Source organism: Accumulibacter sp. (assembly GCF_023806625.1).
Classification (GTDB): Bacteria; Pseudomonadota; Gammaproteobacteria; order Burkholderiales; family Rhodocyclaceae; genus Accumulibacter.
Map to the genome: position 1 here is coordinate 47,434 of NZ_JAMTDX010000097.1, position 24,938 is coordinate 72,371.

At 69.1% G+C, this 24,938-nt stretch carries 28 protein-coding genes and 1 pseudogene; 21 read left to right on the forward strand and 8 right to left on the reverse strand.

Translation table 11 applies throughout. The annotated features are described in order from the left end of the window. Positions 1 to 6: 6 nt before the first annotated feature. Positions 7 to 1,236: an ankyrin repeat domain-containing protein gene (locus NFW05_RS15535; protein ID WP_295308928.1), complete on the reverse strand. Its 1,230-nt coding sequence runs from the start codon at positions 1,234 to 1,236 to the stop codon at positions 7 to 9. On the opposite strand from NFW05_RS15535, the gene NFW05_RS15540 reads away from it, so the two are divergent. Continuing rightward, on the forward strand, positions 1,230 to 1,742 hold the full coding sequence (locus NFW05_RS15540; protein ID WP_295308931.1) for an energy transducer TonB: 513 nt from the start codon (positions 1,230 to 1,232) through the stop codon (positions 1,740 to 1,742). The two genes, NFW05_RS15535 and NFW05_RS15540, sit on opposite strands and share 7 nt — an antisense overlap. Here the strand turns inward: NFW05_RS15540 and trmB are convergent. From trmB to thiS, 3 genes are all read right to left on the reverse strand, one after another. Continuing rightward, entirely contained in the window at positions 1,701 to 2,441 is a 741-nt protein-coding gene (gene trmB, locus NFW05_RS15545) for a tRNA (guanosine(46)-N7)-methyltransferase TrmB (RefSeq protein WP_295308933.1), read from the reverse strand. The genes NFW05_RS15540 and trmB overlap by 42 nt on opposite strands. Before the next feature lie 2 nt (positions 2,442 to 2,443). Beyond that, positions 2,444 to 3,244 carry a thiazole synthase gene (locus NFW05_RS15550; protein ID WP_295308936.1) on the reverse strand — a complete coding sequence of 267 codons (801 nt, stop codon included), beginning with the start codon at positions 3,242 to 3,244 and terminating at the stop codon, positions 2,444 to 2,446. A gap of 63 nt (positions 3,245 to 3,307) precedes the next feature. Next, entirely contained in the window at positions 3,308 to 3,508 is a 201-nt protein-coding gene (gene thiS / locus NFW05_RS15555) for a sulfur carrier protein ThiS (RefSeq protein ID WP_295308939.1), read from the reverse strand. A gap of 120 nt (positions 3,509 to 3,628) precedes the next feature. Between thiS and NFW05_RS15560 the strand changes: the two genes are divergently transcribed. Next, positions 3,629 to 4,171 carry a lipocalin family protein gene (locus tag NFW05_RS15560; RefSeq protein ID WP_295308942.1) on the forward strand — a complete coding sequence of 181 codons (543 nt, stop codon included), beginning with the start codon at positions 3,629 to 3,631 and terminating at the stop codon, positions 4,169 to 4,171. After that, a complete protein-coding gene (locus NFW05_RS15565) occupies positions 4,164 to 4,718 on the forward strand; it encodes a CIA30 family protein (protein ID WP_295308944.1) in 555 nt (184 codons plus the stop codon). The genes NFW05_RS15560 and NFW05_RS15565 overlap by 8 nt, the downstream gene beginning before the upstream one ends. Positions 4,719 to 4,760: 42 nt before the next feature. On the opposite strand, the gene NFW05_RS15570 is transcribed toward NFW05_RS15565, so the two are convergent. Then, positions 4,761 to 5,327 carry a transcription termination/antitermination NusG family protein gene (locus NFW05_RS15570; RefSeq protein ID WP_366918270.1) on the reverse strand — a complete coding sequence of 189 codons (567 nt, stop codon included), beginning with the start codon at positions 5,325 to 5,327 and terminating at the stop codon, positions 4,761 to 4,763. Positions 5,328 to 5,451: 124 nt separating this feature from the next. On the opposite strand from NFW05_RS15570, the gene NFW05_RS15575 reads away from it, so the two are divergent. From NFW05_RS15575 to NFW05_RS15590, 4 genes are all read left to right on the forward strand, one after another. Next, positions 5,452 to 6,879 (forward strand): TolC family protein, encoded by a 1,428-nt coding sequence (locus NFW05_RS15575; RefSeq protein WP_295308946.1) that lies wholly within the window; start codon positions 5,452 to 5,454, stop codon positions 6,877 to 6,879. Continuing rightward, a complete protein-coding gene (locus NFW05_RS15580) occupies positions 6,876 to 8,120 on the forward strand; it encodes an efflux RND transporter periplasmic adaptor subunit (RefSeq protein WP_295308948.1) in 1,245 nt (414 codons plus the stop codon). Before NFW05_RS15575 ends, NFW05_RS15580 begins: the two co-directional genes overlap by 4 nt. Further along, the gene (locus NFW05_RS15585; RefSeq protein ID WP_295308950.1) at positions 8,120 to 8,725 is read left to right on the forward strand and encodes a 2'-5' RNA ligase family protein; all 606 of its coding nucleotides are present in this window, start codon (positions 8,120 to 8,122) and stop codon (positions 8,723 to 8,725) included. The genes NFW05_RS15580 and NFW05_RS15585 overlap by 1 nt, the downstream gene beginning before the upstream one ends. Positions 8,726 to 8,807: 82 nt before the next feature. Beyond that, positions 8,808 to 10,040, forward strand: a complete 1,233-nt coding sequence (locus tag NFW05_RS15590) for an MFS transporter (RefSeq protein WP_295308953.1) — start codon at positions 8,808 to 8,810, stop codon at positions 10,038 to 10,040. Between the two features lie 20 nt (positions 10,041 to 10,060). Here NFW05_RS15590 and NFW05_RS15595 read toward each other — a convergent pair whose 3' ends face one another. Then, positions 10,061 to 11,194: an MBL fold metallo-hydrolase gene (locus NFW05_RS15595; protein ID WP_295308956.1), complete on the reverse strand. Its 1,134-nt coding sequence runs from the start codon at positions 11,192 to 11,194 to the stop codon at positions 10,061 to 10,063. Positions 11,195 to 11,214: 20 nt separating this feature from the next. Further along, entirely contained in the window at positions 11,215 to 13,941 is a 2,727-nt protein-coding gene (locus NFW05_RS15600) for a hypothetical protein (RefSeq protein ID WP_295308959.1), read from the reverse strand. Positions 13,942 to 14,325: 384 nt separating this feature from the next. Between NFW05_RS15600 and NFW05_RS15605 the strand changes: the two genes are divergently transcribed. The 8 genes and pseudogenes from NFW05_RS15605 (at position 14,326) to NFW05_RS15640 (ending at position 19,760) form a co-directional block, all read left to right on the forward strand. Further along, the gene (locus tag NFW05_RS15605) at positions 14,326 to 14,814 is read left to right on the forward strand and encodes a hypothetical protein (RefSeq protein ID WP_295308962.1); all 489 of its coding nucleotides are present in this window, start codon (positions 14,326 to 14,328) and stop codon (positions 14,812 to 14,814) included. A 132-nt stretch (positions 14,815 to 14,946) separates the two neighbouring features. Continuing rightward, positions 14,947 to 15,240 (forward strand): annotated as a pseudogene (locus NFW05_RS15610) (phage virion morphogenesis protein); the annotation flags it as partial. Continuing rightward, positions 15,231 to 15,512, forward strand: coding sequence for a PBECR2 nuclease fold domain-containing protein (locus NFW05_RS15615; RefSeq protein WP_295308965.1), 282 nt, complete (start codon positions 15,231 to 15,233; stop codon positions 15,510 to 15,512). The pseudogene NFW05_RS15610 and the gene NFW05_RS15615, both read left to right, overlap by 10 nt. A gap of 107 nt (positions 15,513 to 15,619) precedes the next feature. Further along, positions 15,620 to 16,333: a hypothetical protein gene (locus NFW05_RS15620; RefSeq protein ID WP_295308968.1), complete on the forward strand. Its 714-nt coding sequence runs from the start codon at positions 15,620 to 15,622 to the stop codon at positions 16,331 to 16,333. A gap of 267 nt (positions 16,334 to 16,600) precedes the next feature. Next, positions 16,601 to 18,343: a YbaL family putative K(+) efflux transporter gene (gene ybaL / locus NFW05_RS15625; protein WP_295308971.1), complete on the forward strand. Its 1,743-nt coding sequence runs from the start codon at positions 16,601 to 16,603 to the stop codon at positions 18,341 to 18,343. A gap of 36 nt (positions 18,344 to 18,379) precedes the next feature. Beyond that, entirely contained in the window at positions 18,380 to 18,652 is a 273-nt protein-coding gene (locus tag NFW05_RS15630; RefSeq protein ID WP_295308974.1) for a hypothetical protein, read from the forward strand. A 236-nt stretch (positions 18,653 to 18,888) separates the two neighbouring features. Beyond that, positions 18,889 to 19,134, forward strand: a complete 246-nt coding sequence (locus tag NFW05_RS15635; RefSeq protein ID WP_295308977.1) for a CDGSH iron-sulfur domain-containing protein — start codon at positions 18,889 to 18,891, stop codon at positions 19,132 to 19,134. A 38-nt stretch (positions 19,135 to 19,172) separates the two neighbouring features. After that, on the forward strand, positions 19,173 to 19,760 hold the full coding sequence (locus NFW05_RS15640; RefSeq protein ID WP_295308981.1) for a malonic semialdehyde reductase: 588 nt from the start codon (positions 19,173 to 19,175) through the stop codon (positions 19,758 to 19,760). 26 nt (positions 19,761 to 19,786) lie between these two features. On the opposite strand, the gene NFW05_RS15645 is transcribed toward NFW05_RS15640, so the two are convergent. After that, a complete protein-coding gene (locus NFW05_RS15645) occupies positions 19,787 to 19,993 on the reverse strand; it encodes a hypothetical protein (RefSeq protein WP_295308984.1) in 207 nt (68 codons plus the stop codon). A gap of 273 nt (positions 19,994 to 20,266) precedes the next feature. Here NFW05_RS15645 and NFW05_RS15650 point away from each other — a divergent pair, with 273 nt between their 5' ends. From NFW05_RS15650 to NFW05_RS15675, 6 genes are read left to right on the forward strand one after another with little or no spacing between them, the layout of a single operon-like run. Next, positions 20,267 to 20,848, forward strand: coding sequence for an SCO family protein (locus NFW05_RS15650; protein ID WP_295308987.1), 582 nt, complete (start codon positions 20,267 to 20,269; stop codon positions 20,846 to 20,848). 19 nt (positions 20,849 to 20,867) lie between these two features. Then, complete coding sequence (locus tag NFW05_RS15655; RefSeq protein ID WP_295308989.1) at positions 20,868 to 21,299, forward strand: DUF1318 domain-containing protein; 432 nt, start codon at positions 20,868 to 20,870, stop codon at positions 21,297 to 21,299. 59 nt (positions 21,300 to 21,358) lie between these two features. After that, positions 21,359 to 21,829, forward strand: a complete 471-nt coding sequence (locus tag NFW05_RS15660) for a copper chaperone PCu(A)C (protein ID WP_295308992.1) — start codon at positions 21,359 to 21,361, stop codon at positions 21,827 to 21,829. Next, positions 21,826 to 22,818 (forward strand): HlyD family efflux transporter periplasmic adaptor subunit, encoded by a 993-nt coding sequence (locus NFW05_RS15665; RefSeq protein WP_295308995.1) that lies wholly within the window; start codon positions 21,826 to 21,828, stop codon positions 22,816 to 22,818. The genes NFW05_RS15660 and NFW05_RS15665 overlap by 4 nt, the downstream gene beginning before the upstream one ends. Before the next feature lies 1 nt (position 22,819). Beyond that, positions 22,820 to 23,746, forward strand: coding sequence for an ABC transporter ATP-binding protein (locus NFW05_RS15670; protein WP_295308998.1), 927 nt, complete (start codon positions 22,820 to 22,822; stop codon positions 23,744 to 23,746). Between the two features lie 10 nt (positions 23,747 to 23,756). After that, entirely contained in the window at positions 23,757 to 24,878 is a 1,122-nt protein-coding gene (locus NFW05_RS15675; protein WP_295308999.1) for an ABC transporter permease, read from the forward strand. Positions 24,879 to 24,938 lie beyond the last annotated feature (60 nt).

A 24,938-nucleotide genomic window follows, 5' to 3' on the forward strand; every position in this document is an offset into this window, starting at 1 on the left:
CAGGGATCAGGGCTTGAGCGTCTCGACGGTCTCGGCGAGCTGCCGCCTGAGTTCGTCGGTCGGCTTTCCCTGAGCTTCGGCGACACGGATCTGCCGCAGCAGTTCGGCCGCCCGGGCGCTGGCCGCCGTGCGCGCGACCGCTGCCGGGTCGGTCGCCTTGCCGGGAGGCGCAGCGCGCGGGACGGCCCCCGGTGCGCCGTCGACGACCAGCTGCGCGCGCTCGGCACCGGGCTGCGCGCGGCGCGCGGTGATGACCATCGACGGTGGCTGATACGGTCGCGGCATCGGCCGCTGGACGACTGCCGGTGACGCGCGGCGCAGTTCGCTCATCGCCTCGCGCAGCTTGCGGTGCAGCTCCTCGCTCGGTCGCCCTTCGGACTCGGCGAGGCGGATCTCGCGCAGAATCGCCTCGACGGCCGCCGGCACCGCCGCCGAGCGCGTCGCCTCGCCAAAGCTCTCCTTCGGCGCCTTGACGGCGATCGCGAACTCCTCGGGCGAGGAGATCATCCTGGCGATGCGCAGGTGATCGTAGCGCATCGCCATGGTCAGCGGCGTGTCTCCCCAGTCGCTCTGCAGCTTCGCGTCGGCACCCGATTCGAGCAGCACCCGGGCCAGAGCTTCTTGTCCCTCGCGCGCAGCGAGCATCAGCGGTGTTGCGCCATTCGGCGCGCGCGCGTTGACGTTCGCGCCACGCGCCAGCAGGTCGTCGGCGACCTTTCCATGCCCGTTGAACACCGCGTAGTGCAGCGCTCCCCACTGCCGTCCCTCGCGTTCGAGCGGCGCACCATGATCGAGCAGCCAGCGGACGGCGTCGTGATGGCCGTTCCAGGCGGCGAGCTGCAGCGGCTGCTCGCCGTAGCGGTTGGCCCGCCGAACGTCGGCGCCGCGCTCGACGAACAGCGCCATCATCTCGATGTTGCCGTACCAGGCGGCAACCATCAGGCCGGTGCCGATGTGCGCGGCCTGGTATTCGGCGTTGAGCCCGGCGTCGAGCCAGTCGCGGACCTTGCGCAGATCGCCGCGCTCGATGGCGAACTCGAAGCTCAACGGGTCGGGCGCCGGGACCTGTGCCGACGCGCCGGCGGCGATCAACCAGCAGAGCCCGACGAGCCACCGGGCCAGCGTGGCGAAGAGTCCCTCCGTGATCTTCTCCGGAGACCGCCGCGAAGCGCACCGGCAGACCGGAACGCCGCCCTCGTGCGCCGCTTTTTGCTTCAAAATGTCGGTCGATGTCATCCCGCCTGCTCCTCGCCCTTGCCTGCTCGCTCGTCATGCACGCTGGCCTGCTGTTCTGGAACGCGATCAGACTGAGCCCCCCGCCGGCGCCCCGGGTGATCGCCGGGGATCTGCGCCTGCCCGAGCCGGCCCGGCACGAACGCGACGACGCGCTGCTCAAGAACACCCTCGACGCTGGCGATCGCCCGCCGGTCGCGACGCCGCCCGTGCTGCGTCCGGGCCCGGCCAACCGCGAGACCGCCAGACGACGGGTCGAAGCCGCGCAGCGCAAGATCTCCGAGCACCTCTACTACCCTCCGGAAGCGGTCGCCCGCGGCATCCAAGGCGAAGTCCGCCTGCTCCTGACGCTGGCCGACGACGGCCGGATCGTCGACGTCAGCGTCGCGGCGAGCAGCGGCCACGCGATCCTCGACCAGGCTGCGCTCAAGGCTGCGCAGAAGATGGGCCGGGTGAACTGGGCCCATTCACGCGAGTTGATCCTGCCCGTCGTCTTCCGGCTCGAATGACCCCGCCCGCCGGCGGAAGACGAGATCGCGCACACCGTGCCCGAGACCCAGACCGCGCGCCTCGAAGCGCGTCTGCGGGCGACCCGACGGACGTGCGGCGAAGTCGGCCGCGGTGTTCTCGAGCAGCGGCTCGGCGGCGAGCACGGCGAGCATCTGCTGCGCGTAGTCTTCCCAGTCGGTCGCACAATGGACGTAGCCGCCAGGCTGCAACCGGCTGACGAGCAGCGCGACGAAAGGTGCCTGGAGCAGACGCCGCTTGTGGTGGCGCTTCTTCGGCCACGGGTCGGGGAAGAACAGATGCACGCCGGCGAGCGACCCGGGAGCGATCATGTCGCGGACCACTTCGACGGCGTCGTGCTGGACGATGCGCACGTTGCCGAGACCGTTCTCGGCGACCAGTTTGCAAAGGCTGCCGACTCCCGGCGTATGCACTTCCACGCCGAGGTAGTCGTTCTCGGGATGGCGGGCGGCGATTTCCGCCGAGGTCTCGCCCATGCCGAAGCCGATCTCGAGAATCCTCGGCGCCCGCCGGCCGAAAACGGCGTCGAGATCGAGCATGCGGGCGACGTAGGGCACGCCGATCGTGCCCATCATCTGCTCGTGATAGCGCTCCTGGGCGTTCGACAGCCTTCCCTGGCGGCGCACGAAGCTGCGGATGTGCCCGGCGCGCCCGGCCGTGTAGACGCCCTCGTCGTCCATGGCTACGAGCCGACGAGCCCGGTGGTCGGCGAGGACGGGTCGGCCGAGTAGTACTTGCGGGCCATCCGCCCGGCAAGGAAGGCCTCGCGGCCCGCCTCGACGGCCTTCCTCATCGCGCTGGCCATGAGCAGCGGATTTCGCGCATGGGCGATGGCCGTGTTCAGTAGCACGCCGTCGCAACCGAGTTCCATGGCCAGCGCCGCATCCGAAGCGGTCCCGACTCCGGCGTCGACGAGCACCGGCACGCGGGCGTTGTCGATGATCAGGCGCAGATTCCACGGATTGACGATGCCCATTCCCGAGCCGATCAACGAAGCCAGCGGCATCACCGCGACGCAGCCGATCTCTTCGAGCATCTTCGCCTGGACCGGATCGTCGGCGCAGTAGACCATCACCTGGAAACCCTCGCTGACCAGCGTCCTGGCCGCCGCGAGCGTTTCCGGCATGTTCGGAAACAGTGTCGTCGGGTCGCCGAGGACTTCGAGCTTGCACAGGCTGTGGCCGTCGAGCAGTTCGCGGGCTAGACGCAGCGTGCGCACCGCGTCGCTCGCGTTGTAGCACCCGGCGGTGTTCGGCAGGATCGTGAACTCGGACGGCGGCAGCACCTCGAGCAGGTTCGGCTCGCCTTCCTTCTGACCGATATTCGTGCGGCGGATCGCCACGGTGACGATTTCGGCCCCCGAAGCGTCGATTGCTGCGCGGGTTTCGGTGAAGTCGCGGTACTTGCCGGTCCCGACGAGCAGGCGCGAGCGATAGGTCCGGCCGGCGACGGTCAGGCTGTGCGGGGAAGGATCAGCAGGCATCGGTGTTGACCATCAGTGATTCACGGCAGCTCGGTGCGGACCGGTCGGGCGCCGTGCGACAGTTCAGCCGCCGCCGACCGCGACGACCACCTCGATCCGGTCGCCGTCGGCGAGCACCGTCTGCGCATGCCTTCCGCGCGGCACGATCTCGCCGTTGCGTTCGACGGCAATCCGCTTGCCGGCGAGCTTCAGCGCATCGACGAGTTCACGGACCGTCAGAGGCCCGGCAAACTGCCGCGGCTGGCCGTTGATCAGGATTTCCATGGGCAGCGATTCTAGCACGCAGGGTGCGCCGGAGCCTGCCGTCTTCCAGCGGGCCGGCGATGGATGACTGGAACTTCATCGGCCAGGCGCTGTCTTCCGAATTCTAGTTGTTCCCGGTGAATGCCGATGTCCGCCCTGCGCAGCCTGTTGTCGATTGGTGCGATCCTCCTGCTCGGTGCGTGCACCGGCGTCCCCGAAGGAGTCGCCCCGGTCGGCAATTTCCAGATCGACCGCTACCTCGGCAAGTGGTACGAAATCGCCCGTCTCGACCACCGCTTCGAGCGCGGCCTCAGCGACGTCTCTGCCGAGTACCGGTTGCTCCCGGACGGCAGCATCGAGGTCATCAACCGCGGCTACAGCGCTGCCCGTGGCGAGTGGAAGGAGGCCGTGGGCAGGGCGCTGCCGATTGGCGATCAGACGGTCGGCTCGCTGAAAGTCTCTTTCTTCGGCCCGTTCTACGGCGGCTATCACGTCGCCGCGCTCGACGAGACCGGCTATCGCTGGTCGCTCGTCGTCGGGCCGAGCCGGGATTACCTGTGGATCCTCGCCCGTGAGCGGAGCCTGCCGCCCGGCGTGCGCGAGCAACTGGTCGACACTGCGCGGCGTCTCGGCTTCGCCACCGACGAACTGATCTGGGTGACCCAGGACCGACCCGATGCCTGAGGGCGCGAGCCGCGGCCAAGCAGAACACGCCGCTCTGCATCTCGGTTTCGACGACCCGGCCAGCGTGGCCGTCTGGTCGCCCGTCGACGACGTCGTGATGGGTGGCCTTTCGAACAGCCGCCTCGTGCACTCGGGCGGTCACGCCGAATTCACCGGAAGCGTGTCGCTGGCCAACAACGGCGGCTTCGCTTCGGTCCGCACGGCTGCGCTCGACTACTCGGCGCCCGGAGCCGAAGAGGTGCGCGTCTGCGCTCGCGGTGACGGGCGGACTTACCGGCTGACACTCCGCACCGACGATGCACCGGACGGGATCAGCTGGCACGCGGCATTCACGCCGCCGACCGATGCGTGGGCCGAGATCGTACTCCCGCTCGACGCCTTTCGTGCGCGCTGCCGGGGCCGTCCGGTCGCTGCGCCGCCACTCGACCCGGCCCGAATCCGCTGCGTCGGTCTGCTGATCGCCGACCGCCAGGCTGGCCCGTTTCGCCTCTCGCTCCGCTGGATCCTTGCCGAAAAGCGTCCCCCGGGCCGATCCCGCAGCCGATGACTGGCTCTCCGGGACCGACCATCGACGCCGCAGGCGCTACGGTCAGCTGCCTGCGCTCCGCGCCACGTGAGCCATCGGAATGGCCACCGGCTTTTCGCGGCCGAGCAGGCTGAGCAGGACGATGACGCGCTCGGCGGCGACCGCCGAAACGATTCCCGGAAGCCCCTTGAGCGGCCCGTCGCGGATTTCGACGACGTCACCGGCAGCGAATGGCGTCGATCGGTTCTGCGCCGTGCGCTCGAGGCGCTCGACGAGCGAGCGGATCGCGGCGACGGTCCGCTCGTCGAGCGTCGCGAGGATGAAACCGAAGCGGACCAGCCCGGTGACCCCGGGCGTGCTGCGGATCGGAGCCACACTCTGCCCGGGCCGGCCGCAGCGAACGAAACCGTAACGCGGAAACATCGCCTGCCGTCTCGTTCGCCAGCCCTTCGGGCCGCTGATCCATTCGACGAAGGTCGGCAGGAAGACCTCGTAACCCTGCTCTTCGAGCTTGCGCACGGCAACAGCCTCCTGACGCGGCTTGGTGAAGCACACGTACCAGGGACTTCCGGAAGCGACGAGTGACGGTGGCGACGGATCAGGCTTATTCGGGTCGGCAGTCATGACCATGCCAGTCGCTTGGCCGGAGGTGGGCAACTTCCGGAGTATCCCCGGATCCGTTCCCGGTCGTCAATCCGGCGTGCGCAGCTCAGCCGGCACGAGATCGCCGCGCGACCCGGGTATACTGGCGGCGATGATCTTCCGCTGCTTCCGCCTGACCGCGCCGGACGCACCCGCCGCATGCGCTACCCGGTACCTTTCGCTGCCGCTGTTGCTCGCCGTGCTGGCTCCTGATGCGCTCGCCTTCACGCTCGGGGACCCGCTGGATACCGACACAGTGACGCCACCGCGTCCGGTATTGCGCGTCGACGGCCAGGTCATGCCGTGTCGGCAACCGTCGCCGGGGACCGCGTACGGTCTCGCCCAAGTCGTCGACCTGGCGCTCTGCCAGAACCCGACGACTCGCGAAGTATGGGCGGCAACTCGCGTCGAGGCCGCCCAGGTGGGCCTCGCGCAAGGCCAGTTCCTGCCGCTGCTCGACGCCGCCGCGACGGCGAGTCGTCTGCGCAGCCAGGCGCAGACGACTTCGCGGCGCAGCGCCGACGTCGGCTTCTCATGGCTGCTCTTCGACTTCGGCGCGCGTTCGGCGAACCTCGAAGCCGCGCGCCAGACGCTGGCGGCAGCCGTCTCGACGCTCGACGGCACCGTCCAGACGGTCTTCCTCGCCGCTGTCGAGGCCTACTACCAAGCTCAGGCAGCGCGCGCGGCGGTCGTCGCGGCGAGCGAATCGGAGAGGGCCAGCCGCGAAAGCCTGACTGCCGCCGAGGTTCGCTATCGGGTCGGCACCGCGACTCCGGCCGACCGGCTGCAGGCGCAGACGGCGTGGTCGCAGGCCACGCTGACGCGGATCCGGGCCGAAGGCGTCTCCCGGAACGCCCTTGGGCGCCTGGCCAACGTCATGGGGCTCGACGCCAACCATCCGGTCGTCCTCGACGATCCGCCGGCGCGCGAGCCGAACTCCGGCTTCGAAAGCGACGTTGCCGCGCTGATCGCCGAAGCCCGGCAGCGCCGTCCGGAACTGAAGGCCGCCGAGGCCGACGTGAAGGCCGCCGAGGCGAACATCGACTACGCGCTCGCCTCCGGGCTGCCGACGCTTTCGGTCAACGCGCTCCGGCAGTGGCAGGACCCGGCGCTGGTCTCGGGCCAGAACGCTTCGATCGGGCTGACCCTCAGCGTGCCGATCTTCAGCGGTTTCAACACGCTCTATTCGGTTCGCGCGGCGCGCGCGCGCCGCGATGTGAGCCGCGAACGCCTCGACAACGTCCGCCTGCAGGTCGCGCTCGACGTCTGGCAGGCGTACCAGAACCTGCAGACGGCGACCCAGACGACACGCACGAGTACCGACCTGCTGGCCAGCGCCGAACAGTCCGAGCGTGTCGCGCTCGGCCGCTACAAGGCCGGAGTCGGGACGATCCTCGACGTGCTCAACGCGCAGAGCGCACTGGCCAACGCACGCCTGCAGCGCATCCAGGCGACGCTCGACTGGCAGGTCTCGCGCGCCACGCTGGCCCGGTCGCTCGGCGCGCTCGACGGCTCGTTGCTGGAAACCACGCTCCGATGAAAAGTCTCCGCTCGCGAATCCTCGTCGCCCTGCTCGCCGTCGTCCTCGCCGCCGGCGGCTTCTACGCCTGGCGCCAGAGCGCCGGCGAATCTCCCGAACAGCGCTACCGCCTCCAGACCATCGAACGCGGCGACCTGACCCAGACGGTGTCGGCCAACGGCACGCTCAACCCCGTCGTCCTGGTCAACGTCGGGACGCAGGTCTCGGGAACGGTCAGCAAGCTGTTCGTGGACTTTAACGACTCGGTCGAGAAGGGTCAGGCGCTGCTCGCGCTCGACGATTCGCTGCTCGCCGCGCAGGCCCGACAGTCGGCGGCCAACGTGCGCAACGTCGCCGCCGCGCTCGAACTCGCCCAGGCCAACGAGGCGAGGATGCGCGCGCTGTTCGCCGAGGAGTACGTTTCGCGGCAGGAACTCGAACAGGCGATCAAGGAACGCCGCTCGAACGAGGCCCAGCTTGCCCAGGCCAGGGCAGCCGCCGACAAGGACCAGGTCAATCTCGGCTACACGGTGATCCGCTCGCCGGTCTCCGGCGTCGTCGTCGACCGCGTCGTCGACCTCGGGCAGACCGTCGCCGCGAGCCTGCAGACGCCGACGCTGGTCAAGATCGCCCAGGATCTCTCGGAGATGCGCATCGACACCAGTTTCGCCGAGGCCGACATCGGCAGCATCCGCGAGGGCCAGAAGGTCCGCTTCACCGTCGACGCCTTCCCGAACCGCAGCTTTCAGGGCGAGGTGCAACAGATCCGGCTGAACCCGACGACACAGCAGAACGTCGTGACCTACAACGTCCGCGTCTCGCTGTCCAACCCCGAGCACATCCTGCTACCCGGAATGACCGCCTACGTGACGATCGCCGTCGCCAGCCGGAAGGACGTGCTGCTCGTCCCGAACGCGGCGCTGCGCTTCCGTCCCCCCGAAAGCGCCGGCGCGGGCGAACGCCCCGCGGCGGGCAACGGCGGGCAACGACCGGCCAACGGCGGCCAGCCGGCGGCGCAGCGCGGCGCCGAAGGCGGCGCCGAAGCGCGCGCCAAGGGGCGCAAGCGCGACACGGCCAGCGGGACGGTCTATCGTCTCGAAAAGGGCGGACTGCGACCGGTCAGCGTTCAGCTCGGGATCACCGACAACCGCAACAGCGAGATCGTCGGCGGCGATCTAAGCGAGGGCGACACGGTCGTCGTCGGCGAGAACCTCCAGGCCGCGGGCGGCAAGCCGAGCAGTGTCGGGATGAGGCTCTTCTGATGGCCGCAGCGGCCGACCGTCACGCCCCGGGCGGCGCGCTCGCCGCGCAGGACTCTGACCGGCCTGTGCGACGCGGAGATTCGCGCCGGACTGTGCGCGAGGCCGGTGGAAGCGCGCGCCTCTTCCTGGCCATCTGGCCGAGCGGCGACGAGGTCGCCGCGCTCGACGACTACCAGCGCCGCTGGTCGTGGCCGGCCGCCGCGGCGCGCGTGCGCAGCGAGAGGATCCACCTGACGCTGCACTTCATCGGTACCGTGCCGCGGCCGCGCCTGCCCGAAATCGGCGCCGGACTCGCAGTCGGGCTGGCGCCCTGCGAACTCGCGCTGACCCGGGCGGCGATCTGGTCGCGCGGTCTCGCCGTACTGCTCGCCCCCGTGGTGCCCGGTCCGCTCGGCGAGTTGCACACCCGGCTCGGCGAAGCGCTGCGCACGCTCGGCCTGCCGACCGAACGCCGCGCCTTCCTGCCCCACGTCACGCTCGCCCGCTCGGCTGCCGGCGCACTGCCCCCCGAGGATCCCCCGGCGCTCCGCTGGCAGGTCGGATGTTACGCGCTCGTCGAAACCGTCGCCGGCGGCGGCTACGCGATCCGCCAGCGCTACGGATGAGCCCGTCGCGCCAGCAGACCCTCGAGCCGGCAGTCACCGGCGATGTTGCCGCGGCCGCTCGACCGCGCGGCGGGACCAGACGATGAGCGGCGCCGCAGAACCGGCTGCGGTCGGGCAGGACCTCGAGACGATCTCGCTGATCGGCTTCCTGCACGGCGTCTCGCACTTCTTCCACCTGCTCCTGCCGCCGCTGTTTCCCTGGCTGATGCGCGACTTCGGGTTGAGCTTCACCGGCATCGGCGCGACGATGACCGTCTTCTTCGTCGTCTCGGCCTTCGGGCAGGCACTCGCCGGCTTTCTCGTCGATCGTCTGGGCGCGGCGCGCGTGCTCGCCGGCGGCATCGGCTGCTTCCTGGTCGCCACCTTGCTGCTCGCGCTGGCCAGAGACTACGCCGGACTCGCACTGGTCGCCGCGCTCGCCGGCCTTGGCAACAGCGTCTTCCACCCGGCCGACTTCAGCGTGCTCAACCGGCGCGTTTCGCCCTCGCGCCTGGGCCACGCATTCTCGATCCACGGCGTCTCGGGCAACCTCGGCTGGGCGCTCGCGCCGGTACTGCTGACCGGCGTCGCCGCGGCCGCCGGCTGGCGCAGCGCTGCGCTGGCCGCCGCTGCCGTCGCCGTGCTCGCGCTGACCCTGCTCGCCTGGCGCCGGCAGGCGCTCGCCGAAGCGCCGACAGTCGGCGCGCCGAACGCTCCGGGCGCCTCCACCGTCGCGCCCTCGCCTTTCGCCTTCCTCAGTTCGCCGGCCGTCTGGCTCTGCTTCGCCTTCTTCCTGCTGATCACCACCGCCTTCGGAGCGATCCAGAACTTTGCCACGCCGATCCTCCAGAATCTCCACGGGATGAGCGTCGCCGGTGGCGCGACGGCGCTCTCGGCGTATCTCGTCGGCGGCGCCGCCGGCGTGCTCAGCGGCGGCTTCCTCGCGCGGAAGGCGCGACACGAACGCTTGATCGCAATCGCTCTGGGCAGCGCCGCGACGCTCGCCGTCGGCCTGGCGCTGCTGCCGCTGCCCGGCTGGAGCGTGCTCCCGATGATGGCTGCGATCGGCTGGTGTACCGGCCTCGCCGGCCCGTCACGCGACTTGCTCGTCCGCCGGGCGGCGACGACGCGCTTCGGCCAGGCGGCGTACGGTCGCGTCTATGGCTTCGTCTATTCGGGACTCGACGCCGGCCTCGCGCTCGCGCCGATCGTTTTCGGCGTGCTGATGGACGAAGGCCGTTTCGCCGCCGTGCTCGTCGGCATCGCCGTGCTCCAGCTGACGGCGATCCCGACAGCGCTGCGCGTCGATCGCGGCGCACCCCCGGCCAGCGGCTGAGGCATCCGGATTCGTTCGGTTCAGCGCTTCGCCCGGCCGACGTCGAAGCCCACTCCGGCCGTTCCTGCGGCCGGGTATGAAGCGGTGTAGCCGTACTTGCGGCGCAGCCCGGCCGAAGCCCAGACCTCGTTGAATTCGCTGCGGTAGTTGAAAACGAGGCCGACCCCGGAGCCGCCGTCGCGGATCAGCCGGGCAATCGCCTCCTGGTCGGGGTGACCGAATTGCTGCCCGCTCGTCGACACCAGCCAGTTGCGGCACTTCAGCGCCCGGACGAGTTCGCTGCTCGTGTTGCCACTGCTGCCGTGGTGCGCGAGCTTGACCGCGTCGACGGCGATTCGTCCGCCGGCCGCCTCGGGCAGGCGGGCGAGCGAAGCGCCGAGCACCGCCGCGTACGCGTCGGCGCCGAGCAGCACGCGCCGGCCGCCGTACTCGGCGAGCAGCGCGATGCTCGACCCGTTCGGCCGCGCCCGGTCGGGGACGAACGGCGCCGAGGCGAGCTGCACGACATCCGGATCCCCGAGCAGATCGCTTTCCTCCCCGCGCGTGCCGACCTCGCCGAGACGCTCGCTGTCGGCGGCGGTCGCCGCACCGGGGGTGATCCCGGCCTTGCGACACGCCGAGTCCCACACCGGCTTCAGACGGTCGAGCTGCTCCTGGCCCGGCGAGAGCAGCGTCAGCTGCATGCCGCCGGGCAGCCGGACGAGCGGCTGCAGCGGCCCGGTCGGCGGGACGACCAGCGCGCCGCCACCGACCACCGCGTTCCACTTGCGCGGATCGGCGCCGACGATCAGTTCGGTGAGTTGCTCACCCTGCTCCGGGCCGAGGATGTCGGGCGACTCGCGAGTCGGGACGACCCCACCGGCGCTCAGATGCACGTAGCCGTTGAACCAGATCTCGCCGAAACTCACCCCGAGCGCCTCGCGCTCGCGCAGCAGCTCAACCGTGCCGCCGATGTGGTCGGCATCGACGTGGGTGACGACGAGCAGCTCGAAGTGCCGCTGGTTCGCCGGCAGCGCGAGGATCCGCTCGCGCAGCGCCGGGAACGACGCCTCGGTCCCGCCGTCGACGAGCACGCGCGAGACCTTGCGACCCGCGCCGTACTCGATCCAGATCGCATCGCCGTACTGCGCCGGCAACAGTTCAAGACGAAACATCGACCCGCTCCTCCACCGCTTCAGACTCGCCAGCCGACGTCGCCGTAGGCGGTCAGGCTGAGCGCGAAACCGTCGCCTTCGGCGAGCAGGCGCCGCCGCGTTTCCAGGAACACCTCGCCGAAGCTCCGCTGGCTACCGCTTGCCGCCTTGAGCCCGGCGAGCAGCGCGTTGGCGAAGCCGATCGCGCGGCGGCCGCGGATCGTCGCGAGGGTTCCGATAACCAGCGCCGCCTGCTCGCGGCGGAACGCCTCGACGAAGTTGAGGAAGGGCACGTCGGTCAATTGCGTGCTGCAGCCGAGCAGCAGGACCACCGGTGCCTTCGCCTGCGGTCCGGCAACGTAGCTGCTCTCGAGTTCCGGGCGGGTGAGCAGCACGCCGCCGATCTCGAGACCGGCGATCCCCGGATGCGCAGGGTCTTCCTGCGAATGCGGCAGCAGGATCAGCAGCGAGGGCGAGTCGCTGGTCACCGCCTGCTCCCATTCGTCCCAGTTCCTGACCAGCCGCGAGTGCTCGGTGACCCTCCGGACGGCTTCGACGAGGCCGCCCGGATCGGTCAGATCCTTTGCCCGGACCTTGCTGCTGGCGCCGACGAGCACCGCGCGAAACGCGTCGAGCTGGTCGGCACCCGGCTGCGGCACGCGGATCGTGTAATCGACGCCGGTCGGAGGCGCCAGGCTCGGCTGGCGCTCGATCACACAGTTGAGCCCCCAGAAGCGCAGCGGGCAATGGACGCTGCGGTCGTCGCGCTGTGCGCAGCTCTCGTGGCTCGCCTCACCGCGCAGCGCGGCGCGCGCGTTCGGGCAGAGCGTTGCACCGGCAACCGGCAGCCGCGCTCCGTAGAGAATCTCGACCGGCAACCACGCGCCGGCACGCGCCTCGACGATCTGCACCCGGCTGCCGGCCGCGAAACCGCCCTGGAGTTCGGCGGGCAGCGCCTTGAGGATCGACCGGCCGTAGTGCGCCAGGTCGTCGAACAGCTTGACCAGCGCCGGCGCGTCGAGCCGGCCGCGCGTCTCCGGAAAACTCGCCTCGGCCGAAAGCAGCGTGCGCACCTCGCCGACCAGCCGGTCGATCCCCACCGGCTCACGGAAGCTCACCTCCTGTCCGACGACGGTGGTCAGTCCCGGCTGGCCGCCGCTCGCGTGATTGACGACGATCGCCGCGTCGAACGGCTCGCCGTGGCCGACCGCCGAAAAACCCGGCGCGACGAGGTTCTCGACGGCCAGCGCGAAGCGCCCCTCGCCCGGCGCCAGCGGCGAGGTGAACAGCAGCGTCTGGATCATCCGGTTCTCGTGCGCGACGAGTACGCGTGCGCGGTACTCGCCGGCGACCCCGTGCGTGCGGAAGCTGAACCGGCACGAACTGCTGTCGCCTGCCGGCGGCAGGTACACGCGGGCGTGCTGCGGCGTGTGCAGGCGGCCGCTCGCCGCGCGGACGAGCGGCACGAAATAGACGTCGAGATCGTGCCCGGCCGGCGACGGCGGCAACCGGTCGCTCGGGAAGACCTCCGACGCCGCCTCGGCACCCGTACGCGGCAGGCCGATGAACAGCGCGATCTCGTAGGCCCGGTCGGCCGCGAGCCGATCGGCCACACGCTGCGGCGACGCCCCTTCGCTGACCTCGCTGATCTGGAAATTGACCCGCCGCAGGTCGCTCGCCGCCTCCTGGAAAGCGGCTTTGCCGGCTGCACCGACCGGTTCGGCCTCGACGACGCCACGCGCCGCCAGGGCAGCCCCGGCGCGCCCTGCCTCTTTCGTCGGCCTGCCTGCGCCGAGGGCAGACGCCTCACCGACTTCGGCCAGGCCGCGCACACCGGGTTGGCCCGCGGCCAACGGCGACAGCGCGCGGCGCGGCGCGAAGAGCAGCGGCGGTCGCCCCGTGCCGTTGTCGACCGCCCGACACGCCTGCGCTAGCGCGAGATCGAGCGCCATTCGGCGGTCGAGACCCGCGCAGAAGAGGCTCAGCCAGTCGTCCCGGCGGTCGGCGTCGACCTCGACGATGCCCAGCACGGCGGCCGCGAGTTCGCTGCGCAGCGCATCGGCCAGCGGCCTGGCGCGACGGGCCGCGACTCCGGCACCCCCGAGCACGAGGACGCCGCCGGCGCGCATCCGCGGCCGCTCGAGCACGCGCCTCAGCGCGCCGCGCAGATCGTCCGCGACCAGCAGAAGATCGCAGTCGGCGCCTGCCCGGGCACTGGCCGACAGATCGATCGGGGCGACACCCGACGCGCCCGCCAGCGCGTCGCCGGGTTCGCCTGCCGAATCACCGAGGATCGCCACGCGCGGCGGCACTTGCCAGCCGATCGGTCGATCGGGCTCGTCGACGCGCAACCAGGCCGAAGCCGCCAGCGGATCGTCACCGCCAGCGAGCAGCCCGACCAGCCAGCGGACATCCGGAACGCCTGAGAGCGCCGTGTCGCCGGCATCGATCTCCAGGCGCAGCCCTCGGCCATCCGGCGGTCGGCCAGCCGACCACGCCTCGACGAAGCGCGCGAACGCGGCGACGAAAGCGCCGGCCGGCGGCAGACCCGGCTCGCGCGCGGCGATCGCCTCGACCAGCCGGCCAATTTCGGCGAGCCGCAGGACGGCCACGTCGTCGTCGTCGAGCACCAGCCGGGCAAGCGCCTCGACGGCGCCCTCTGCCAGTCCTTTCCCGTCGGCGCCAAACAGTCCCACCGCGGCGACGGCGCGCGCAAACACCTCCTGCGCCAGGCGCGCACCCCACGAAGCAAAAAGCGATCGGCTCATCTTCATCTCCTTGCCGCAGCACCGCGCCGAACGTCCACCGGCACCGCCGCGCCGGTCGACCGCCCGCAGCGGATCATGGGCCCCGATTATCCCGCATCGGCGGCCATTCGCCAGCAGCGAAGCGAAAACGAGCCCGGACGACGGTGCCGCGCCGATAGCCAGACCGCAGCGATAACCAGACCGCACCGATCACGCCAGAGGCATCAATCTCCACCCGACGGCGCCGGGCTGCGCAGGACTCGAGTACGCCCCGGCAAGTTCTTCGCGCTCGATCCGGGGTGGGACTACAACACCGGAGCCGACGCGCTGGGCGGTTTACAGGAGGTTATCGACCAGCGCCTGAGCACGCTCGACGCGCCGCTCGGCGCCGCGATGTGGCCGGGGTTGAAGACAGCGCTCAGCGAGCAGTCCGCCACTCGCTTCGGGCGTTGGGTAGATGATGTGCTGGCCGCCGGACGTGGGCGTGGGTTGCACGCAATCGTCGGCGCCATGACGCAACGCGAGGTTTCCCATTACACGGGCGCCGCAGGCGTGGCCCCGGCAACCGCGGAAATCGCTGTCGAGGATCGCTTGCTCGTCGGCAGGAAGGCCGACCGCCATGCGCGCGAGGCTAGCGCGCTGACGCCGGACGAACGGAAAAGGCTGCCGCTGGCGCTGGCCAATGAACGCCGGAGCTATTTCGACAGGCTGGAAAAGAAGATGATCTATGTGCTGCCATCGCTCGATGCCGACCGCCCGGTCAAGATCGCGGTTCAGGTAGATGTCTCGGCCGGCCACCCGAAGAGGGCGCTGAACATCGCTCGCGCCGGTCACAAGATCAACGTACAGGCACTCGCGGCCAGGACGCGCTATGAACCCATCGAGGAAGCATAGGGGGCGGCCGGCAGTCCCGCCATCCCCGTGGGGCCTCGGCCATACGGTTGAACGGACGCCGAATTTCCGTTCGTTGCCCATCTGTGTCCAGTATAGACGAGAGATTCGAAATACAAGGTAGACACCACCTCGGTCATCCAGGCCCTTCGTCGCCTGGCCAGGTCCGCGGCCGACACCTCGCCGGTCATGCGCGCCATCGCCGGCGTGATGCACGACGCGGTGATGGAGAACTTCCAGCAAGGCGGTCGCCCGGCCTGGGTTCCCCTGAAGCCCGCCACCCTGGCCCAGAAGAGCAAGTTCGGCTACGGCGATAAGACGCTGATCCGGCGTGGCGCCGGGCAGAGCCTCTATTCGTCGATCACTTCGAGGACGGCGCCGGCAACTGGAAGGCAGCCACGAACCGGCGCGGCCCCTTCATGGGCCTGATGGCCGAGACGATCAAGACGCCTGACGACATCTGGCTGCGCTGGGAAGAGTCCCGCGAGCAGCCCGGCGCCTGGCAGCTCAAGCGACGCTACATCAAGGGCTTCCTGGTCGAAGGCGACAACGGGCCACGATACGCCGTGTCGGTCTTCGAGCACGGCAAGGATGGCTGGAGAGGGTCCACGGCTATGGTCGCGCAGCCGGCCCGCAGCCCGGAAGCGCGCCAGCGCTACATCGAGCAGCAGCGCGATGGCTTCCTGCTGTACCAAAAATGAGAAACCCCCGCCGCCGACTCGATCAGGGGGCGCTGTGCGGTTCCTTTGGATGCGTCAGTCGGAAGCCATTGTACGACCGCAATCAGTGATGCCAGTATAGACGAGCGATGATCGAAATCAAGGTAGACACCACCGCGGTGACGCAGGCGCTCGAGCGCCTGGCCAGGTCCGCCGCCGACACCTCGCCGGTCATGCGCGCCATCGCCGGCGTGATGCACGACGCGGTGATGGAGAACTTCGACAAAGGCGGACGCCGCGACGCTTCGTTTCATCGACTGCGCCCGCAAATGCGTCTAACATGTAAACATCTGGAACCGGTCGCCGTGCGCGGGTCTTTGCCGTCCTCCACTGATTGCAGGTGTTCGCCCCAGGCCATGGACAACTTCATCCACGTCAGATCCGACAAGTTCCCGATCCTTCCCGGCGAGGAAGCCGAACTGGTCAACCCCGGCATGTACGGCAAGGCGCTCGCCCAGTATCTGCAGGAACGATTGGCAAGCAAGGGTTACGATGCCCCCTTCATCTGCTGCGAAGACTGGGGCTGGTGGGTCGAACTGAAGGATGCGCCATTCACTTTCGGGGTCTGCATTTACTGCGGACCCGAGCGCGATGGGCTGCTCGACCTTTTCTGCACACCTGGGGCGACGAGCCGGAAGGTCTGGAGCTGGCGAATGTTTCGATCGATCGACACGATTCCATGGGTCGAGAGGCTGCACGCTGACCTGGTGGCGATCTTCGAGGGTGACCCGGCGATTGAGCTGGTCGGCACCGCGCTCGACTCACCCTTCCCTGATGACCAGGCAACGGACGAGAGGGAGTGAACCGACAAGGCGATCGAGCCAGCGCGCTGGCGTCGACCAACGCGACAGGGAGCGCGACGCTTGGGATCTCTCCCGAAGAAACCTGCCCGGTGGCGAGAACCGGTCGTCCGGAGATGACGAGCGGTGAGCCTCCAGCCCGGAACGCGGGCACCGGAACCAGGTCTCAGCCGGAGGTTTTTCGCGCGACTCGCCGCCGACCAGAAAGATCGGGCGGCGTAACCCGCGACGGACGGCCCGGACACCAATCGATCGCAGGAGAAGAACCGCGTGCCTCATAGCGTTCCGCTGATCACCACCCTTGCCGCTGCCTTCGGGTTTGCCCTGATTCTCGGCTTCGTCGCCGCACGTCTGAAACTCCCGGCCCTGGTCGGCTACCTGATTGCCGGCATCCTCATCGGCCCCGCGACACCCGGCTTCGTCGCAGACGTCGAACTGTCCCAGCAGCTCGCCGAGATCGGCGTGATGCTGCTGATGTTCGGAGTCGGGCTGCATTTTTCGGTCGATGACCTGCTCGCCGTCCGGCGGATCGCCCTGCCCGGCGCAGTCGCCCAGATCACCGTGGCCACCGCGCTCGGGGCCGCTGTCGCAGCGCTCTGGGGCTGGAGCTTCGGCGCCGGCATCGTCTTCGGCCTCTCGCTCTCGGTCGCCAGTACCGTGGTCCTGCTCCGGGCGCTCGAGACTCGCGGCATCGTCGACTCGGTCAATGGCCGCATCGCCGTCGGCTGGCTGGTGGTCGAGGACGTGGTGATGGTCCTGGTCCTCGTCCTGCTCCCGGCGCTCTCCGGCTGGCTGGGTGGCGGTGCCGGACGCGGGGTCGCCCAGGCACTGGCCGGACGCGATCTACTGATGACGCTGCTGCTCACCATCGGCGAAGTCGCGGTCTTCGTCGTGCTGATGTTCGTCGTCGGCCGGCGGGTCTTTCCCTGGCTGCTCTGGCAGGTGGCGCGCACCGGGTCGCGCGAGCTGTTCACACTCTGCGTGATCGCCGCCGCGGTGTGCATCGCCTACGGCTCGGCCGCGATTTTCGGGGTCTCCTTCGCGCTCGGCGCGTTCTTCGCCGGGATGGTCCTGCGCGAGTCGGCGCTGAGCCATCGGGCGGCCGACGAGTCGCTGCCGCTGCGCGAGGCCTTTTCCGTACTGTTTTTCGTATCGGTCGGCATGCTCTTCGATCCGGCCGTGCTGGTCCAGGAACCGTTCCGGCTGCTCGTCGTCGTCGCGATCATCATCGTCGGCAAGACGCTGGCCGCGTTTCTCCTCGTCCTGGCCTTGCGTTACCCGCTGAACACTGCGCTGACCGTGTCGGCCAGCCTGGCGCAGATCGGCGAGTTCTCGTTCATACTGGCGAGTCTCGGGGTTTCGCTGAACCTGCTTCCGGTCGAAGGCCAGAGCCTGATACTCGCCGGCGCGCTGGTTTCGATCGCCCTCAATCCGCTGGTCTTCAATGCGATAGAGCCAGTCCAGGCGTGGATTCGATCGCGCTCGCAACTCGCCCGCGCGATGGAAAGGCCCGACGATCCGCTGGCCGAGCTGCCGACGAGCGTCGACCAGGATCTCCTGACCGGGCATGTACTGCTCGTCGGCTATGGCCGAGTCGGCCGGCGCATCGGTGAGGCGTTGATCGAGAGAGGGATTCCGGTCGTCGTCGCGGAGCAGAGCCGGGAGATCGTCGAGCAACTCCGCGAGCGCGGCATACCAGCGGTGACCGGCGACGCCTCCGAGGCGTCGGTGTTGATCCAGGCGCACGTCGCCCGTGCGCGGATGCTGGTCATCGCCGCGCCGGATACGCTTCGGGCGCGGAAGATGATCGAGATCGCACACGCGCTCAAGCCCGACGTGGAGACGGTGGTCCGTGCCCATAGCGACGAAGAGGCGACGCTGCTCCGTGAGGAGCGAGCAGGAGAAGTGTTCATGGGCGAACATGAGCTTGCGCTCGGGATGACCCGGCATGTGCTCGAGCGGGTCGGTCGCCGATTCGAGCAGGGCGCGACGGCCGGCGAGCGCGCCGGCTGATTCCTGCCCCGAACTTGCCCACGAGGAGTGTTCAGCATGGGCGACGATCCTGGTCTGGTGACCCTGCTCGCCGATGTGGCGCTGGTGGTGGTCGTTGCGGCAGTGCTTCTGGGAATGGTCGCCTGGCGAGTGCGCCGACGCCGGCTGCGGCTGGTGATTGCTGCCGGGTTATTCCTGCTCGGCGTGGTCAGCGCGGTCGTCTTCGGCCTGATCGGAATGCTCGTCGTGTGGGGCCTTGGCGCAGCTACGCTGATCGCCGGACTGCGCACTCCGCCGTCGGGGCTCGAGAAGCCGGGACCAGAGCCCTGAGGTCGCAGGCGAACGATCCACTGGAGAACCCCACGACCCCGCCGACCGGCTCACGGGAGAAGACAGCACTCATCGGCGGCTGGCTGGCGAGCGGTCACCATTCTCGTTCGGCGGAAAGGGGAAGAAACGGGTGCAACAGCTCCCGGCTCCGAGACCACCGATCGACCGATCGACCGAGCAGCCTCGCCTTCACGGCGCCGACCGCGGTAGAATCGCGCAAACCCGAGGAGACCCCGATGACCGATCCAGCCCCGAGAATGGCCCGCACGAGCCCCTTCTCCATCGACGTCGAAGCCGGCAAGACTTACTGGTGGTGCGCCTGCGGCCAGAGCGCGACCCAGCCCTTCTGCGACGGCAGCCACCGCGGCAGCGGCTTCTCGCCGCTGCGCTTCGACGCCGCCGAGTCTGGCACCGTCTACTTCTGTGGCTGCAAGCGAACCGCCAGCAGCCCGCTCTGCGACGGCACTCACCGCAAGCTCTGACGTCGCCCTGCCCCCGTCCCCCGAAGAAAGGAAACCGGATGCCTGCCCTCACCGAAGAGGCGCTCGACCAGATCTTCGTCAGCGCCCGGACGCACAACGGCTTTGCCCCCGAGGCGATTCCCGAGGCGGCTCTCCGCCGGCTCTACGAACTGTTGAAGTGGGGTCCGACGTCGATGAACTGCCAGCCGGCGCGATTCGTCTTCGTCACCAGCCAGGACGGCAAGGCACTGCTCGCCCCGGCGCTCTCTTCGGGCAATCTCGACAAGACGATGGCCGCCCCGGCGACGGTGATCATCGCCACCGACAGCCGTTTCTACGAACACCTGCCGACGATGTTTCCGGCCTACGACGCGCGACCGATGTTCGAGGCGGACGCGGCGCTCGCTGCGACCACCGCGTTCCGCAACGGCACTCTGCAGGGCGCCTACCTGATCCTCGCGGCACGCGCGCTGGGCCTCGACTGTGGGCCGATGTCCGGTTTCGACGCCGGCAAGCTCAACGCCGCGTTTTTTCCCGACGGCCGTTACCAGGCGAACTTTCTCTGCAACCTCGGCGTCGGTGATCCGACGAAACTCTATCCACGCGGTCCGCGACTCGGCTTCGACGAAGCCTGCCGGATCGTGTGAATGCCAGCGGGTCCAGCGCGCGTCCTTCAGTCGCTCCCGGAAGCCGGGGCGTCGTTGCCGGCCTCGCCTGCCGGGCGCGCCTGTTTTTCGCGCAGGCGCCGGTTCTTCTCTTCGCTGCCGATGAAGAAGAAGCGTCCGGCAAGCACGCAGCCTTTCATTCCGGGGTCGCAGGGCAGGTCGTTCACCTTGCCGCAGCGGCCGCCGACTTCATGAGGACAACCCCAGGAGGCCATGATCGAGTTCCCGTTGATCAACCGACTTGCCGATCATAGCAGGTGCCGCCGACGGCGGATGCGCGACGACGAGGCGACGATGGTTAACCTGGATCAAGGTTGAAGGCCGCCGGCCCGGTGACAATGAGCGTAATCGCTGGAGAATTCCCGCGGCGCCCTGGCACGCTGGCCGGCCACGAGCCGGGCATGCGCACGATCGGTCCGCTGCTCGACGAGTTGCCTGGCCATCTCCGGCGACGCGGCCGGAGCCGCTGCCAAACTTCCTTGTAGACCATGAAGCTCATCGCGACCCTGCTCGTCTGCCTCACCGTTCTGCTCGGCGGCTGTTCCGAGCCCCCCCGGTTCAACTCGACCGACCTCACCGGCTCGCCTTGGGGCAAGGATTTCCTGCTCACCGATCACCATGGCCATCCGCGGCGGCTCGCCGACTTCAAGGGCAAGGCGGTGATCCTGTTCTTCGGCTATACGCAGTGTCCGGACGTCTGCCCGACGACGCTGCTGGCGATGCGCGAGGTGATCGACCGGCTCGGTGCCGACGCCAGCCGCGTGCAGGTGCTCTTCGTCACCCTCGACCCGGGCCGCGACACGCCCGAGTTGCTCGCCGAGTACGTCACGGCCTTCCACCCATCATTCCTCGGGCTTTACGGCGACGAGAAGACGATCGCAGCGACGGCACAGGAGTTCAAGGTCTTCTACACCCGCCAGCCGGGTTCGACGCCGGATTCGTACAGCATCGACCACTCGACGGCCAGCTACGTCTTCGACCCCGAGGGCCGGCTCAGGCTGTTCACGCGCTACGGAGAGGCCAGCGACAAGGTCGCCGCCGACCTGAAGCTGCTCCTTGCCGGAAAATGAACTGCGCCGGGAAACGCCGATGAAAGCCTACCGTTCACTATTCGCGCTGCTCGCCGTCGTATCGCTGCCACTGCTCGCGGCGCCTGCCGGCGAGCCGATCAACCTCGAGATCGGCACGCCGCCGGTGATCGTCGTCCGGCACAGCCTCACGCAGCGCACCTCGAGGCTCGTCCGCTTCTATGACGCAGGCGTGATCGGCCTCGGCTACGACGGGATGATCAAGCTCCGCGATCCGAGCCGGCTGACTCTCGTTCAGCGGCAGATCGCCGAGAAGCTGATCGACAGCGAAAACCCCGAGCGCAATTCGCTGATCTACGCGATCGCCGAGGCCCACGGCGGCCAGGCGTGGGAACCGGCGGTCCGCGAAGCGCAGGTCCGTCGCTGGAAGGAGCAGTTCCACTCGGGCTGGTGGGTCGAAGATGCGCAGGGTAACTGGAGCCGCAAGCCCTGAGCGTGCCGCCCTCGCCCACCGCCGAAGCACTTTTTCTCTGACAAGGAAAGGAGCCACACTTGAAGACCAAAGCCACCCTCTGTTCGCTGGCCATCCTGCTCGGCGCCTCGACGACCGCTCTGGCCGCCGACGTCGAAGTCGTCAACCCCTGGGTCCGCGGAACGGTCAAGGGCCAGAAGGCCACCGGCGCGTTCATGGACCTGAGCAGCAAGTCCGGCGCGACGCTGGTCGGCGCATCGAGCCCCGTCGCCGCGGTGACCGAGATTCACGAGATGAAGATGGACGGCGGGGTGATGAAGATGCACGCAATCCCGCGGCTCGATCTGCCAGCCGGCAAGACCGTCCCGCTCGCTCCGGGCGGCTACCACGTGATGCTCATCAACCTCAAGCAACCGCTCAAGAGCGGCGAGATGGTACCGCTGACCCTGCAGGTCGAAGGACCGGACCGGAAGGTCGAACGCGTCGAGGTCAAGGCCGAAGTGCGCGATCTCACCGCCGCTCCGCCAGCGGGAGCCGAACACAAGCATTGAGCTGCGCTGACAGGCCGCCCGCGTTGCCGGCAGCCGGCTGGCGGTTCCTCGCCGCTGGCTGCGCGGGGCTCGCCGTCGCCTGCGGCCAGCACACGCCGCCGACTTTCCAGGGCTACGTCGAAGGCGAGTATCTGTACCTCGCCTCGCCGCAGACCGGCTACCTGAAGACGCTCGACGCGACGCGTGGCACGCGCGTTCGCGCCGGCCAGCAGGTTTTCACGCTGACTGAAGACCCCGATGCGCAGGCGCTGAGCGAGGCCGAAGCGCGAGCCGGAGCCGCTGCCGAGCGGCTGCGTAACCTCGCCGAGGCCCGGCGCGCGCCGGAAATCGCCGCGCTCGAAGCGCAGGTGCGCTCGGCCGAGGCCGCGCTGCGCCTCGCCGAAACGCAACTCGCGCAGCAGGAAGCGCTCGCCCGACGCAACTTCATCTCGCAGGCGAGGCTCGACGAAGCGCGCAGCACACGTGACCGGAGCGCCGCCCAGCTCGATTCGGCGCGCCAACAGCTGGCCGCGTACCGGATCCCGCTCGGCCGCGCCGCTGAACTGCGCGCCGCCGAAGCCGAACGCGACGCCGCAGCGGCCGTCGTCGAGCAGCAACGCTGGCGGCTCAGACAGAAGACGATCGCCGCGCCCGCCGACGGCGAACTCGCCGAGACCTACTACCAGCCCGGCGAGTGGGTTGCCGCCGGCGCACCGGTCGCCAGCCTGCTTCCCGACGAGCGGCGCCGCCTGCGCTTCTACGTTCCCGAGACGCTGGTCGCGCAGTTGCGACCCGGGATGGCCGTCGAGGCGAGCTGCGACGGGTGCACGCAGGTCATTCGCGCGACGATCGACTTCGTCGCGCCGCAGGCCGAGTACACGCCGCCGGTGATCTACAACCGCGGCAGCCGCGAGAAGCTCGTTTTTCGCGTCGAGGCCGCCGCGGACCGGCAACAGGCCGCATCGCTTCGCCCCGGCCTGCCGGTCGATGTCCGGCTCGGCGGGAACTGAGATGCCCGATCTGGCGATCGACGTCAGCGGAATCAACAAGCACTTCGGCGACCGGCACGTCGTCCGCGACCTCGCGCTGCAGGTCTGCTCGGGCGAGATCTACGGCTTTCTCGGGCCCAACGGCAGCGGCAAGACGACGTCGATCCGCATGCTCTGCGGGCTGCTCACTCCGGACAGCGGGCGCGGCAGCTGCCTCGGCTTCGACGTTCTGCGCGAGAGCGCGGCGATCAAGCGCGAGGTCGGCTACATGACCCAGAAGTTCTCGCTCTGGGACGACCTGACGATCGCCGAGAACCTCGACTTCGTCGCCCGGATGTTCGGCATGGCGAAGCGCCGGCAGGTCGTCGACCGGGCACTCGACGAACTCGGCCTCGGCGGGCGGCGCGACCAGCTCGCCGGCACGCTGTCGGGAGGCTGGAAGCAGCGCCTGTCGCTGGCCGCGTGCCTGCTGCACGAGCCACGCCTGCTGCTGCTCGACGAACCGACCGCCGGCGTCGATCCAATGGCCCGTCGCGACTTCTGGGAGGAGATCCACCGCCTTTCGGGGGGCGGGATGACCGTGCTCGTGTCGACCCACTACATGGACGAGGCCGAGCGCTGCCACCGTCTCGCCTATCTCGCGTACGGCAGTCTGCTCGCCTCCGGGACGGCCGGCGAGGTCGTCGCGGGTTGCCGGCTGCACACCTGGCAGGTCAGTGGCCACGGCGTCGCCGACCTCGCCGAACGTCTTGGCCGGCTGCCGGGCGCCGACCAGGTGGCCAGCTTCGGCACGGCGCTGCACGTCGCCGGCCAGGACGGCGCGATGCTCGAGGCGAGCATGCTCGCCCTCGCGGATGAGAGCGGACTGCACGTGATCCCGGTCGCGCCGTCGCTCGAGGACGCGTTCATCCACCTCATGGGCCAGGCGCGCGACCCGCTCGGCGACTGAAGGCAGGAGCATGGACGGCTTCTCGTTCTCGCGCTGGCTCGGCATCGTGCTCAAGGAGTTCATCCAGCTCAGGCGCGACCGCCTGACCTTCGGGATGATCGTCGGCATCCCGCTGATCCAGCTGCTGCTCTTCGGCTTCGCGATCAATTCCGACCCGCGGCATCTGCCAACCGCCGTGGTCATGGCCGATCCGGGACCATTCGCCCGAGCTTGGGTGACGGCGCTGGCCAACAGCGAGTACTTCCGCATCGTCGCCGAGGTCGACGAGCGCGAGGCGAACCGACTGCTCGAGCGCAGTGAGGTGCAGTTCGTGGTCACCTTCCCACCGGGATTCAATCGCGACGTCGTCCGCGGTCTGAGCCCGGTGCTGCTCGTCGAGGCCGACGCCACCGACCCGATGGCCACCGGCGGAGCGGTCGCCGTGCTGCGCAGCCTCGGTGGCGAAGTCTTCGCGCCGGATCTGCCGGGCGCTCGGCCGGCGACGCATCCACCGGTCGATCTGCGCATCCATCGCCGCTACAACGCCGAAGGGATCACCGCCTACAACGTCGTCCCGGGTCTGCTCGGAGTAATCCTGACGATGACCATGGTCCTGATGACCGGACTGGCGATGACCCGTGAGCGCGAGCGCGGCACTTTCGAGAACCTGCTCGCCACACCCGCGACGCCGCTCGAAGTGATGACCGGCAAGATCGTTCCGTACATCCTGATTGGCCTGCTCCAGGTGACGCTGGTCCTCGCCGCCGCGCGCTGGGTCTTCGACGTGCCGATGTACGGCAGCCTTGCGCTGCTCTACGCCGTCGTCCTGCTGTTCATCTGCGCCAACCTGACGCTCGGCATCACCTTCAGCTCGATCGCCCGCAATCAGCTGCAGGCGATGCAGATGACCTTCTTCTTCTTTCTGCCGTCGATGCTTCTCTCGGGGTTCATGTTTCCGTTCCGCGGCATGCCCGAGTGGGCGCAGATGGTCGGCAACGTGCTGCCGCTCACGCACTTCCTGCTGCTCGTCCGCGGTATCCTGCTCAAGGGCTCCGGCTGGGACATCGTCTGGGAACAGGTCTGGCCGATCCTCGCGTTCACCGCGGTCGTCCTCGCCGTCGGGCTGAAGACCTTCCGCAGGACCCTCGACTAGCTAGACCGAACTTTGGCCACTGAGTAGCCGCTCAAGCTAACATTGGCGCAGGGTTGAGAG